The sequence below is a fragment of the Acinetobacter yuyunsongii genome (assembly GCF_041021915.1).
Classification (GTDB): Bacteria; Pseudomonadota; Gammaproteobacteria; order Pseudomonadales; family Moraxellaceae; genus Acinetobacter.
On sequence record NZ_CP157435.1, the window covers coordinates 466,641 to 480,438 of the forward strand.

Sequence of the window (13,798 nt, forward strand, 5' to 3'; positions counted from 1 at the left end):
AAACAATATCAACTCGTGTGTTATTGTTCAGGCAGTTCTTTCACAGGACTTCCACCTAAAGCTTGCATTAGGGTCACATACGCATTGTATTGATTCTGCTTGGTTTCAACTAAGCTGAGTCGTGCATTACGTGTAGTCTCTTGCGCATCTAGTAAGTTCTTTAAGGCAATTGCACCATTTCGATAACGTACTTCGGTTAGTCGCTCGGTCTTGTTCGCAAGTTCGACATTGCGTTGTTGCAGTTGTACTTGTTGATTCAGTTGTGTTCGATTCGATAATGCATTTTCGACATCAGCAAAAGCTTGGTATAGCGTTTGGCGATATTGAGTAATTGCTTTTTCATATTCCAGATCACTAATCGCAATATCTTTCTTCATATCATTATATTGAAGAAAAGGTAGGCTCAGGCTTGCACCTAAAGTTAAAGCAGGGTTCTTTAACAGTTGTGTTAAAGAGGTGCTAGAAGAACCTAGATTTCCCGTCAAATTAATCGATGGATAATAGCTGGCTTTGGTTGCATCTTTATTGGCTAAGGTTTTGCGTAGGCGTAATTCAGAAGCTTGTAAGTCTGGACGACGCGATAAAATATCGGCAGGGAGTCCAATCGCGATATTCGGAAGAGCATTGCGAGGTAGTTGTGTAGGCTCTTGAATATTCAGTTGTTGAACAGGTTCATGTAGCAATACAGCAATCGCAGTACGCGCTTCAACACGAAGCTGCTCAATTTGGCTTAAACTGGCTTTTTGGCTTTGTACCGATTGTTCCGCTTGAGTTAAATCTAAGCCTGAAACCGCACCCGCTTTATATTGCGACTGTACCAAAGAATAGGTTTTTTGAGTTGAGGCTAAATTCTGCTGAATGGTTTGGTAACGTTCGTTTAAATAGCCCAATTGCCAGTACAGTTTCGCTGTGGTTCCAACCAGACTTTGTGCTGTGGCTTGCAAATCTTGTTCAGTGGTTAGAGCTTCCCAACGACTTGCTTCAGTTTGATTGGCGAGCTTGCCAAATAAATCGAGTTCATAGCTAACACCGACACTGGTCGATAACCCACGGTCAGAACCATCACCTGAGCGTAGGTCATAGTTATGACCTGTTGATATACTGGAACTGGTTCGAATCCCTTGTTTATTTTCAGCCAAACCTGCCTGTAAACGAGCCTGTTTAAGGGTGATTCCGGCAACAGTTAAATCGCTATTTTTAGCCAGTACCTGATCGACTAACTGATTCAGTTGAGCATCATTAAATAACGTCCACCATTGATCAGTTAAATTGATGCTTTTACTTTTTTGTGCATCGTATTGGAACTGTTGTGGCACTTGGATTGTTGGGGCGTTATAGGGGGTTTTCACCACAGCAGAACAGCCAGCCAAGGAGCCAGTGAGTACCAGTGCGAGTCCTAATTTTGTGAATTGAAAAGACATACTCAAATTCCTTATTCTCTCGCTAAAGCAGCAACTGGATCGAGTTGCGCCGCATTTCGTGCTGGTAAGAAGCCAAATACAATACCAATCATGCTTGAGCAGACAAAGGCCGCTACGATTGACGTGGTCGAATAACTCATTTCAATGATGCCTTTGGCAAAGTGTCCGATGATTTGTCCAATCCCAAGTGAAAGCAATACACCTAGCACGCCCCCCAGTAAGCAGACCAGAATTGCTTCAATCAGGAATTGCTGCAAAATGTCACTTTGTCGAGCACCAACCGCCATACGTACACCAATTTCTTGAGTTCGTTCAGTCACAGAAACCAACATAATGTTCATCACCCCAATACCACCAACGACCAAAGAGATAACCGCGATTGCAGAAATTAACAGGGTCATGGTTGCAGTGGTTTGCTGAATGGTTTCACGAATACTGTCGGAGTTTTGGGTAAACACGTCCTGCGCGCCGTGACGTTGTTCAAGTAGAGTCAAAATGGCATTTTCAGCGGCACTACTTGGATATTCATCTTTAATACGAACAATAATGCTACGCACATTAGACTGACCTAACATACGGCTCATGACTGTCGAATAAGGCAAGTAAACATTCAAACTGTCAGAGTTGCCCATAAAACCTTGTTGAGCATCAATCACGCCAATAATTCGACTGGGTACACTGCCTAATAGCAGTACTTGACCGACAGGATTGGTGCCATCTGCAAAGAAGGTTTTCTCCGTATTGGTATCAATCACCACATCTTGGGCACGCTGAGTAACACTGTTTTTGTCAAAAGGCTGTCCTGATTTAAAGTTCATGCCGCGCACATAGAAGAAGTCAGCACTAACCCCATTTACCGTTGCGGATGCTTCGGTATCTTTGTAACGTAGCGTCACACTGGTATTGGCAGATGGGCTGACCCCATCGACGTAAGGCTGTTCTGCCAATGCCTCTGCATCAGCAGGCACCAGTGTTTTGACTTGTGAAGCACGCGAGTTATCACCAAAACCACGACCTTGATAGACGGTAATGGTATTGGTGCCGAGGCTACTGATATTTTCTAGAATTTGCTTCTGTGAGCCATTCCCAAGTGCAACCACCGAGACCACGGATGCGATCCCGATAATAATCCCAAGCATAGTCAAGAAAGTCCGCATACGGTGGGCATTCATGGCAAGCAGTGCCATGCGGAATGCTTCACCGAGGCGGTCAAAAAAAGAACGCCAAGTTGAGGTTTTCTTTTGTGGTGTGCGTTGCAGGGTTTGATGTTCTAAATCGTTATCTGTATTTTCAGGCACATTGGCACGGTCTGAAATAATATTACCGTCACTGATCTCGATAATACGAGTCGCATTCTTGGCAACATTAAGATCATGTGTGACCAGAATAATGGTATGACCTTTGGCATTCAGCTCACGCAAAATACGCATCACTTCAACACCACTATTCTTATCCAATGCACCTGTTGGCTCATCGGCAAGAATCACATCACCGCCATTCATCAATGCACGGGCAATTGAAACACGTTGTTGCTGACCACCAGATAACTGGCTTGGTCGATGATGTAAGCGTTCTTCAAGTCCGAGTTCTGAGAGTAGCTCAGCCGAACGCTGTTGGCGAAGTTGGCTGTCTACGCCTGCGTAAATGGCAGGGACTTCAACATTACCAGAAGCACTCAGATCACCCAGTAAGTGATAACGCTGGAAAATAAAACCAAAATATTCACGGCGTAGTTGTGCCAGTTCATCAGGTTCAAGCTGACGAGTTTCTCGACCATTGACCTTGTAACTTCCTGCGCTGGGCTTATCCAGACAACCCAAGATGTTCATCAGGGTCGATTTACCTGAGCCTGATTGTCCAACAATGGCAACCAACTCACCTGCATAAATTTTTAAATCAATGCCTTTGAGAATTTGTACTGTACCTTCACCCGCAGGGAACTCACGGGTGAGGTCACTAACATCAAGTAATGGCTGTGAAGAATGCGTTTGATCTTGGGTCATATTACATTCTCATTGGACGTTGATTGCTACGTTTTGCTGATTCGTTTGAGCTATCAGTTGCATCGGCAATCACCACTTGATCACCTTGTTTTAAACCTCTCAGCACTTGTGCAGTAACGCGATTGTTAAGGCCGATTAACACAGGTTGAGGTTGAGCAGTTCCATCCGCTTGTAACACACGAACCATGCCTGTGGATGCTTTACCTTGAGCAATTAAGGCTTTTTCAGCTTCAGTCAAATCTAGGCGTTTAGGATGCTGCGCTTTCTGAGTATCTGCATTTTTTGCTTTATCCGTTGCAACCGAATTATTGCCATTTTCTTTTTTGTTTGAACGTTTAGTTTGGATGGCAGCGGCAGGGATTGTTAGTACATTTTTCGCTTCAGCCAAAACAATATAGACTTGTGCAGTCATATCAATACGTAACTTACCGTCTTCATTTGGAACATCAAACAAAGCGTTGTAATACACGGCTGTGCTTGATGATGATGAACTGCTATTGGTTGTTTCGGTATTGATAGAGTTTGGTGCTGGCTCAACTTGACGTAGCTGTGCGTAATGTTTTTTGTCACTATTACCTAATGTCGTGAAGTAAACGGTTTGACCTTTTTCAACTTTCATAACATCGGCTTCAGAAATTTGAGCCTTAATTGTCATCGTATCCAATTTCGCCAATTTCACAATCGTTGGCGCGGTTTGATTGGCATTCACCGTTTGACCTTCTTCGGTCACAATGGCAACCACTGTCCCATCCATTGGTGCAATAATACTGGTATAACCTAAATTCTCTTGTGCAGTTGCGAGTGTTAATCGAGATTGTTCAATTTGCGCATTGATTGCTGCAATTTGAGCTTGTGCTGTTTTAAAGTTTGCTAATGCTGTTTCAAGTTCTGCGCGTGAAGTTGCATCTTGGCTAAACATAGCCTGTTGGCGTTTATATTCAGCTTCCACTTTTGCTAAATTGGCTTGTTGTACCGCCAATTGAGCCTGTTGATTTTGAATATTCGCTTTGGCTGTTTTTAATTCGTTTTCTTGGCGAATCGAGTCGATTTTTGCAATCAGTTGACCTTGTTTGACTTGATCGCCTAACTGAACATACATTTTTTTCACTTGACCTGAAACCTGTGCACCGACACTCACCATTTTGGTGGCTTCCAATACACCTGTGGCTAAAACAGAATCTTCAATATCACCACGCGAAACTTCAGCACTAATATATTGTGGAACTTCAGCTTTAGGTTTAAAGAACATCCAACCTAGTGCTGCTATGATCAATACACCGAGAGCGATCAATATTATTTTGCGAGGTTGAATTTTTTTAGAGCTTGTTTTTGGCATGGTCACGAGGTCAAAATGAAGAAAATAAACTTAGTATAAAAGTGAAATAAGGATAAAGCGTGGATATTTTTAATTTAGAATGAGAATTATTTACTATTTGGCTGTGATGCTATGTCGTGGAAATGTCATATATTATTTGAATACCATGTGTAGCACTCATGGCAAGAGCGATTCCACCTGTTTTGGGTAAAGCATAATCACGAGGATTAATACGAATCAGAGAAGGCGCAAATCGTTCACTGAAATAGCGCACCGTTGGAATAGCAGTGCCTGCACCAATCTCTATAACAAGTGGTTGTTTGTATTGATTTATAAAGGATTCTAAACGATTTCGTTGCTGTGTTTGTCGCTGAGCAATCCACTCGTAGTCATCAAACATTAAGATATTAGGACGTGCCAAACCGCCACAATGTTTACAGTGAGGGAGGTCATCTAACCATTGGCAATTTAGATGGTCGATTTCAGGCGAGATGTCATCTGCTGACCAAATTTCTGAAGTACAACTAGCTAAGCATTGTAAATGATGAATTGAACCATGACATTCATAAATCTGCTTTGGACTAAAGCCTGCCTTTTGAAATTGCCCGTCGACGTTAGAAGTGAATATAAAATAAGGTAGTGCTAATTTCTCTGCCAATTGATTGAGTAATTCAAAACCTATATGGGGTTGAGTCTTACGATAGAGTGCTAAACGATGTCCGTAAAAGCCCCAAGCTAAACGTGGATGGCGATGAAAAGCGGCTGGATTGGCGATTTCTGTAAAATCAATTCGTTGTTTGCCTAGTTCAGGATAGGCTTGCCACATACCGTGATTACCACGAAAATCAGGTAGCCCAGAGTCAACACCCATGCCAGCACCTGCGCTGATAATAAGAGCATCAGCACGCGAAAGTATATCTTTGATTTGTTCTTTCTGGATTGTGGTTAAATCCAATGACATAAAGTCATCCTTTTTTATTTATCTTTAAGAAAAGCTTGGAAATAAAGTTGTACCACACAGTTCACTGATTGCTTGAAGCATCAGATGTTCTGAGTTTTCTTTAGACATTCCTTTAATTGCAGCATCTATTGCTAATAAAAGTTCAGGCCATTTTAAAAACTGACGAGGGTTTAAGCGGCGTAATGCTTGCTGATAAAGCGAAACTTTAGTTTTCCAAATCCCTAATTGCAATGCATTCTGTGGCTGCTCAAAAAGTTGCATGAGTAGACGCATTTCTTTGCTGAGTGACCATAAGATCAAGCTATCTGGTTCGCCAGCAGCAAGAAGATACTGATAGATTTTAACGGATTGAGCTAAATTTCCTGTTAATAATGCATCACTTAAATCATAGGTGGTATAGCGTGATTGATCTTGTAAACACGCATAGAGTTGTTCAATCTGGATTTGTTTGATATCAGGAAAGGTATCTGCAACACGCATCAAACTGTTTTTGGCTGCGAGCAGGTTATGTTCATGATGCTGCATTAGCCATTGCCAAGCATCATGATCTAGTTGAATGCCTAGTTTTTCTGCTTCTAAATTTAAGATTTTTTGTCGGTCTTGTGGATAAGTTGCGGTCAAAGAAACCACAACACCATTGGCCTCCACGACTTGGAAAAAGGCAGACTTTAAACTGCTGCTGTCTTGTTTAGGTAAAACGATGAGCAATAAGTTATGTTCATTCTGTTGAATATAGTTTTTCAGCAGTTTTAGGCCGTTGGCATCAGGCTTGATATTGCCATGTACTTCAATGGCGAGTTGCTGAGAAAACAGCGATAAGCTATTCAGCGCATTAAAAACATTTTTCCAATCATTGACGCTACTGATGTCATAACGCTGACGTTCAACTTCATGCTGTTGCCAACTTTTACGAAATCCATCAAGTAAGTTTTGCTCAAGTAAAGGTTCTTGCCCATGGATGATCCATGCACCACGGGCTTCTGTAATGCGTTTTAATGCTTGAACATAATCTAACTTCATAAAAAGTAATTATGGTTGAGCTTTGGGTAAACGATTCGCTGCAATTTGACGCGTAATTTGCTGGGCAATATCATCAATAATGATACGGTTCAGATACGCTTCTTGTTGGTTATCTGTATTTACAGTTGCCACATCATATTGGTACGTGCGAGATGCAGTGAGTGTACGTGGTTCTGTGATTTTATTGCCTTGACGATCTTCAATTTGGAAAGTCACGGTTAAACGCAATAGTACTTCAGTCAATTTACCATTCAATAACTGGCGACGAGGGGTATAATCTAAGATACGAAGTACATAGGCATCATTGGCATTACTGAGTTGTACGCCCGTAGCACTGAGATAGATGCTGAGACGATTCTCGAGTTCATCGGTATTGTCAGGTAAAACCAAAGTTAGTTTGTTATAAACCAATGGTGTTGCCGTTGGATAGCTCCCCTTTAAATGAAAGCCACAGCCAACTAAGCCTGCACTTAGACCTAAAGTTAAAACGATAGCAGCTAAACGTTGTGCTAAGTGCATATTTATTCCTCTAATCAAATCTATTCTAATTCCTCTTTGGTAGAGGATTAAAACCTCTCTTATATTTAAGAGAGGTTAGAAAGAATTATTAAACAACTAAATTAACAAGTTTATTTGGCACTACAATTTCTTTCTTGGTTGGACCAGTTAAGAATTGTTGAACTTCTGGCAGTGCTTTTGCCAAAGCCAATAACTCATCTTTAGAGATATCGACTGCGACGTCTAACTTACCACGCAGTTTACCATTCACTTGTACAACAATCGTTTGCGTATTACGGGTTAACGCTGATTCATCCACTTGTGGGAACAGTGTCGTATTAATATCAATACTAAACTGTGCTAAAAGTGTTTGACTTAAATGTGGTGCAAATGGGGCAAGTAAAGTCAATAAAGTTGTAATTGCTTCACGTGCAACAGCTACATCATTGTCATCTTTGGCTTCAAACTTATTGGTCGCATTCAATAACTCCATTAATGCCGCAATAGAAGTATTGAACGCATGACGGCGTTCAATGTCATCACCCACTTTCTGGATGGTTTCATGGGTTTTGCGACGTAAATCTTGCGCGTCTTTCGAGAGGTTTGCTGTATCAATTGCAGTCGCTTGATTGTCTTTTTCCAAGAAACCAGCAGCCAAACGCCATACACGTTTCAAGAAGCGGTTAGCCCCTTCAACACCTGCATCTGACCATTCTAAAGATTGATCAGGTGGTGCAGCGAACATCATAAAGACACGTGCGGTATCTGCGCCGTACTGGTCAATAATGGCTTGTGGATCAATACCGTTGTTTTTCGACTTAGACATTTTTTCTTGTCCGCCGATCACAACTTCCTGACCATCACCCGAATATTTCGCAGATAGAATGCGACCTTTCTCATCACGCTCTAATTCGATGTCAGCAGGGTTAAACCAAGTTTTCTTGCCACTCTCTGCTTCACGGTAGAAGGTGTCTGCCAACACCATGCCTTGGGTGAGCAAGTTAGTAAATGGTTCGTTACCTTGTACCACACCTTCATCACGCATCAATTTATGGAAGAAACGTGCATAAAGTAAGTGCAGAATTGCGTGCTCTACACCACCGATATACTGGTTCACAGGAAGCCAGCTTTGAGCCGCTTCAGGTTTTACCATACCGCCAGTAAAGTCTGGAGATGCATAACGTGCATAATACCAAGAGGATTCTACAAAGGTGTCCAAGGTGTCTGTTTCACGACGTGCATCGCCACCACAACTTGGGCATTTGGTTTCATAGAATTCAGGCATCTTGTTCAATGGATTACCCGAACCATCTGGAACTACATCGGTCGGTAATACCACAGGCAATTGATCTTCTGGAACGGTGACTTGACCACAGCTATTACAGTTGATCATTGGAATTGGACAACCCCAGTAACGTTGACGAGAAACACCCCAGTCACGTAAACGGAATTGAACCTTAGAATTTGCCAAAGCTTGTGGTTCTAATTTTGCAAGGAAGGCATCAAAAGCGGCTTGGAATGCTAAACCATCAAACTCGCCAGAATTCACCAATATGCCATCTTTAGAACCGTACCATTCTTGCCATTCAGCAACTGAGTATTCAGCATCATCAGTGCCTTTAGCATCGATGACTTGCTTGATTGGTAAGTTAAATTTATTGGCAAATTCAAAGTCGCGTTCGTCATGTGCAGGAACTGCCATTACAGCACCTGAACCGTATGACATCAATACATAGTTGGCAATCCAAACAGGGAGTTCTTCACCTGTGACTGGGTGCTTAACAGATAAGCCTGTTGCCATACCTTTCTTTTCAGCCGTGGCTAAGTCCGCTTCTGCGACTGAACCCATACGGCATTCTTCAATAAATGCAGCTAACTCAGGATTGTTTTCCGCTGCTTTAAGCGCAAGAGGGTGTTCTGCTGCAACCGCAACATAAGTCACACCCATTAAGGTATCCGCACGCGTTGTATAAACGGTTAGGCCATCTGCATAGACTTCAGTATTTGCAGAAGGGAAGATGATTTCCATCCCTGTCGAACGGCCGATCCAGTTACGTTGCATGGTCAGAACCTGTTGTGGCCAACCATCTTTTAAGGTGTCTAAATCGTCTAATAATTCTTGTGCATAGTCGGTGATGCGGAAGTAGTACATTGGAATATCACGTTTTTCAACCAATGCACCAGAGCGCCAGCCACGACCATTTTCAACTTGCTCGTTGGCTAACACTGTTTGGTCTACTGGGTCCCAGTTCACGGTTGAAAGCTTACGATAGATCAAGCCTTTCTTATAAAGTTGAACAAATAACCATTGTTCCCAGTGGTAGTACTCTGGTGTACAGGTCGCAAACTCACGATCCCAATCGACGGATAAGCCCAATTTCTTTAATTGGTCACGCATATACGCGATGTTTTCAAACGTCCATTTTGCTGGTGCAACTTGGTGCGCAATCGCTGCATTTTCAGCAGGCAAACCAAATGCATCCCAACCCATTGGTTGTAATACCGTTTCACCTTTTAAACGATAAAAACGGCTGATCACGTCACCAATGGTGTAGTTACGCACATGCCCCATATGCAGTTTGCCACTTGGGTAAGGGAACATCGACAGGATATAGCGATGTTTGCCCTCTACAGTGTCTGCAACTTTAAAAACTTTGCGATTGTCCCAGTCTTGTTGAACTTGAGGCTCAATGGCACTTGCTTGATATTCGGAGTCAATGTGAGAAGTCGTCATAGGGATATGCGATACAACAAAAATTAAAGTTAAGATTGCCGCACAGCATAGCGCAAAATAGGGGTCAATGTCAGTTTTTAGAGCAAGATTTTATCTTCTGGTTTTGAGTATCAGTGTAGTTATAAATTAGATACTTTTATCGATTTGATACTCTTGAATTTGCTAACTTCTCTTTTTTCTGGAGATATTCTGATTCTAAAGAGGATCTAAGATCTTGTTCCGTCAGTGAGCCGAACATGTCTATATAAGGATTGGTGCGTTTCTCCTTAGAGTAATCTTGCATTCCTTTTCGTACTTTTGCTTCAATTTTAGCCCGTTCTTTTGTTGTGAATTTATCTTTTGGAGTTACTGGAAATGAATACTGGTATGGGTTTTTTATAGGTTGCGGTGAATTTAACGTTTTTGAGGACTGTTCTGTTTTGTTTTGATAGGTGGATACTGAGCCTAGTTTTTTCGCATTGGAGGGCGGCGGTGTGACTGAGTAATGAGTTGAGCCATTCGCATCGACCCATTTATAAAAATCTTGAAGATAGGTTGTAGCTGGATAAATAGATAATATTAATGTGATTACAGAATGTTGTTGGAAAAGAGTTTTTGTCATAAATATTCGTATTTTAAAAAATTGAATAAAGTGGTGATATTAGAGTCACCATTTTATTCAATTATATTAAAAGAATCTAAAGATTTGGTTTTACTCTAACTGGTGCTGTAGTTTGAGTTTGAACAGGTGCAGTAGTAGCTGGAGTTTGAGAAGCTACATTCGTTGAAGGTTGACCAAAGCTTTGAGGTGATTGTGTTTCAGAAGACGGTTGACTTTCATTTTGAGGTTGCTGTGCTTTCGGCGGGTTTGGATTTTGAGTGCTAGTCCCATAAGTGGAAATTCTATCTAATCGTTTTGCTCCTTTTGGTGGAGGAGTCGTGGTGTAATGGGTTGAACCATTAGCATCCATCCATTTGTAGTACTGCTGAGCATAATTTTGGCTAGAACAAAGAAGCAGAGTCGTAGTTGCGACAGCGTATAGGCTTGTTTTAAAATATGATGGTTTCATAATTTGATCTCCCCAAAAGAATTCCGTCTATATTCGATCAAAATGTTTGAATTAGCCAATCACAATGCCTATTTTTGTATAAAAAGAAAATAGTTTTTTGATAAATGGGCATTTGAATCGATAAATTACCTTGAGCTGAGAGATTAAAAAAACAACAGCTAAAAATTATTCTAAAAAAACCTTTTCTTTATTCTTGACTTTGTGTATGAAAGCAACAAAAATGCTTGCTTAGTTTTATATGCGCTTATTTGATCACCCTTCGAATAAATGTCATGGTTTGCAATGGACATTCTTTCTAGCCGAGAGAATGATTTTTTGAAATATGTTTATCCCAACATGTTTTGATTCGAGATGTAATAACAGCTTATACGGCTGATGAGTCAGAAAATTTTTCCTATTGCAGCAAAAACGAGTAGAATACGCACACTTAGAAAAGTGCATAAGTTAATGAATGAAAATATAATTTATGTCTCCCATAAATTGTACTAACACTAGGGTGAATCACGTTGGAACTTTTATCTGGTGGTGAAATGCTCGTTCGTGCGCTTGCGGACGAAGGCGTAGAGCATGTTTTTGGTTATCCAGGCGGCGCAGTTTTACATATTTATGATGCGCTTTTTCAACAAGACAAAATTAATCATTACCTTGTACGTCATGAGCAAGCTGCTGGTCATATGGCAGATGCATACTCGCGTGTAACTGGTAAAACAGGTGTTGTTCTTGTGACTTCTGGTCCAGGTGCAACAAATACTGTTACTCCTATTGCAACTGCCTATATGGACTCAATCCCAATGGTGATTTTGTCAGGGCAAGTTGCAAGTCACCTAATTGGTGAAGATGCATTCCAAGAAACAGATATGGTTGGTATTTCTCGTCCAATCGTAAAGCACAGTTTCCAAGTGCGTCACGCCAGCGAAATTCCTGCCATTATTAAGAAAGCATTTTATATTGCCTCTTCTGGTCGTCCAGGCCCAGTGGTTGTTGATATTCCTAAGGATGCCACCAATCCAGCAGAAAAATTTGCCTACGAATATCCTGAAAAAGTGAAGATGCGTTCGTATCAACCGCCTTCACGTGGACATTCAGGTCAAATTCGCAAAGCAATTGATGAGCTGATCACTGCTAAACGCCCAATTATCTATACAGGTGGTGGTGTTGTTCAAGGTAATGCTTCTGCACTATTGACTGAACTTGCACATCTATTGGGTTATCCAGTGACTAATACCTTGATGGGCTTAGGTGCTTTCCCAGGTAATGATCCACAATTTGTGGGTATGTTAGGGATGCATGGTACTTATGAAGCCAATATGACGATGCACAATGCAGATGTGATTTTGGCGATTGGCGCACGTTTTGATGACCGTGTGACCAACAATCCAGCCAAGTTCTGTCAAAATGCCAAAGTCATTCATATTGACATTGACCCAGCGACCATTTCTAAAACGATCATGGCGCACATTCCGATCGTTGGTGCGGTTGAGCCAGTTCTTCAAGAAATGTTAGCTCAGCTTAAACAGATGAATGTGTCTAAGCCAAATCCGGAAGCAATTGCTGAATGGTGGTCTCAGATTAATGAGTGGCGTAAAGTTCATGGCTTACGCTATGAAGCGGCTCAAAATGGTGAAATGAAACCACAACAAGTGGTGGAAGCGCTTGATCGTGTGACCAATGGTGAAGCGATCATTACGTCTGACGTAGGTCAGCACCAAATGTTTGGTGCAAACTACTACAAATACAAACGTCCACGCCAATGGATTAACTCTGGTGGTCTAGGTACGATGGGTGTTGGTTTACCGTATGCAATGGCAGCGAAACTTGCATTCCCAGATCAACAAGTCGTGTGTATTACAGGTGAAGCATCAATTCAGATGTGTATCCAAGAATTATCAACATGTAAGCAATATGGCTTAAATGTGAAAATTCTTTGCTTGAATAACCAAGCTTTAGGCATGGTGAAGCAGTGGCAAGATATGAACTACGAAGGGCGTCATTCAAGCTCTTATGTAGATTCTTTACCTGATTTTGCAAAATTGATGGAAGCTTATGGTCACGTAGGTATTCAAATCAATCATGCAGATGAATTGGAATCTAAACTGGCTGAAGCAATGGCAATTAATGATAAATGTGTATTCATTAATGTCATGGTTGATCGTACAGAGCATGTTTATCCAATGTTGATTGCAGGTCAGTCGATGAAAGATATGTGGTTAGGTAAAGGGGAGCGCACGGCATGAGACACATTATCTCTGTACTTGTAGAAAATGAAGCAGGCGCGCTTTCTCGTTTGGTCGGTTTATTCTCTCAACGTGGTTACAACATTGAGACTTTAAACGTTGCGCCAACTGAAGATGAAACTTTATCTCGTTTGACGCTGACAACTTATGGTGATGATCACAAAATCGAGCAGATCACAAAGCAACTGAATAAATTAGTTGAAGTGGTTAAGGTGGTTGATTTGTCAGAAGGTGCACATATTGAGCGCGAGCTTATGTTGATTAAAGTGAAAGCTTTAGGTGCTGCTCGTGCGGAAATTAAGCGTACAGCTGATATTTTCCGTGCCCAAATCGTTGATGTAACACCAACCACTTATACGATTCAGATCGCAGGTACAACTGAAAAGATTGATGGTTTTATTGATGCACTTGCTGAAAATACCATTCTAGAAGTTGTACGTTCTGGTGTGTCTGGTATCGCACGTGGTGAAAAAGTTTTAAGTATTTAATCGCTTCCCCAATTCTTCATATAGAAATGCAAGAATTGGGAAGTTTCAAAGAATCTATCCTTGTATGACAAGGGA

Annotated in this window: 11 protein-coding genes; 2 read left to right on the forward strand and 9 right to left on the reverse strand. The window is 41.4% G+C overall.

Annotation, left to right across the window (positions count from 1 at the left end):
* Positions 1–20: 20 nt before the first annotated feature.
* The 9 genes from ABLB98_RS02230 to ABLB98_RS02270 form a co-directional block, all read right to left on the reverse strand.
* Positions 21–1,421, reverse strand: coding sequence for an efflux transporter outer membrane subunit (locus tag ABLB98_RS02230; protein WP_348882685.1), 1,401 nt, complete (start codon positions 1,419–1,421; stop codon positions 21–23).
* An 11-nt stretch (positions 1,422–1,432) separates the two neighbouring features.
* Complete coding sequence (locus ABLB98_RS02235) at positions 1,433–3,424, reverse strand: MacB family efflux pump subunit (protein ID WP_348882686.1); 1,992 nt, start codon at positions 3,422–3,424, stop codon at positions 1,433–1,435.
* Between the two features lies 1 nt (position 3,425).
* The gene (locus ABLB98_RS02240; RefSeq protein WP_348882687.1) at positions 3,426–4,760 is read right to left on the reverse strand and encodes a MacA family efflux pump subunit; all 1,335 of its coding nucleotides are present in this window, start codon (positions 4,758–4,760) and stop codon (positions 3,426–3,428) included.
* 109 nt (positions 4,761–4,869) lie between these two features.
* The gene (locus ABLB98_RS02245; RefSeq protein WP_348882688.1) at positions 4,870–5,700 is read right to left on the reverse strand and encodes a Sir2 family NAD-dependent protein deacetylase; all 831 of its coding nucleotides are present in this window, start codon (positions 5,698–5,700) and stop codon (positions 4,870–4,872) included.
* Positions 5,701–5,724: 24 nt separating this feature from the next.
* Positions 5,725–6,720, reverse strand: coding sequence for a DNA polymerase III subunit delta (holA, locus tag ABLB98_RS02250; RefSeq protein ID WP_348882689.1), 996 nt, complete (start codon positions 6,718–6,720; stop codon positions 5,725–5,727).
* Between the two features lie 9 nt (positions 6,721–6,729).
* Positions 6,730–7,239, reverse strand: a complete 510-nt coding sequence (lptE, locus tag ABLB98_RS02255) for an LPS assembly lipoprotein LptE (protein WP_005218406.1) — start codon at positions 7,237–7,239, stop codon at positions 6,730–6,732.
* Between the two features lie 88 nt (positions 7,240–7,327).
* Positions 7,328–9,952, reverse strand: a complete 2,625-nt coding sequence (leuS, locus tag ABLB98_RS02260; protein ID WP_249570118.1) for a leucine--tRNA ligase — start codon at positions 9,950–9,952, stop codon at positions 7,328–7,330.
* Between the two features lie 136 nt (positions 9,953–10,088).
* The gene (locus ABLB98_RS02265) at positions 10,089–10,553 is read right to left on the reverse strand and encodes a DUF4124 domain-containing protein (protein WP_249570117.1); all 465 of its coding nucleotides are present in this window, start codon (positions 10,551–10,553) and stop codon (positions 10,089–10,091) included.
* Between the two features lie 76 nt (positions 10,554–10,629).
* Positions 10,630–11,001 (reverse strand): DUF4124 domain-containing protein, encoded by a 372-nt coding sequence (locus ABLB98_RS02270; RefSeq protein WP_249570116.1) that lies wholly within the window; start codon positions 10,999–11,001, stop codon positions 10,630–10,632.
* A 506-nt stretch (positions 11,002–11,507) separates the two neighbouring features.
* On the opposite strand from ABLB98_RS02270, the gene ABLB98_RS02275 reads away from it, so the two are divergent.
* Both ABLB98_RS02275 and ilvN read left to right on the forward strand, forming a co-directional pair.
* Positions 11,508–13,235 (forward strand): acetolactate synthase 3 large subunit, encoded by a 1,728-nt coding sequence (locus tag ABLB98_RS02275; RefSeq protein WP_249570115.1) that lies wholly within the window; start codon positions 11,508–11,510, stop codon positions 13,233–13,235.
* Positions 13,232–13,723 (forward strand): acetolactate synthase small subunit, encoded by a 492-nt coding sequence (gene ilvN / locus ABLB98_RS02280; RefSeq protein ID WP_005162601.1) that lies wholly within the window; start codon positions 13,232–13,234, stop codon positions 13,721–13,723. The genes ABLB98_RS02275 and ilvN overlap by 4 nt, the downstream gene beginning before the upstream one ends.
* Positions 13,724–13,798 lie beyond the last annotated feature (75 nt).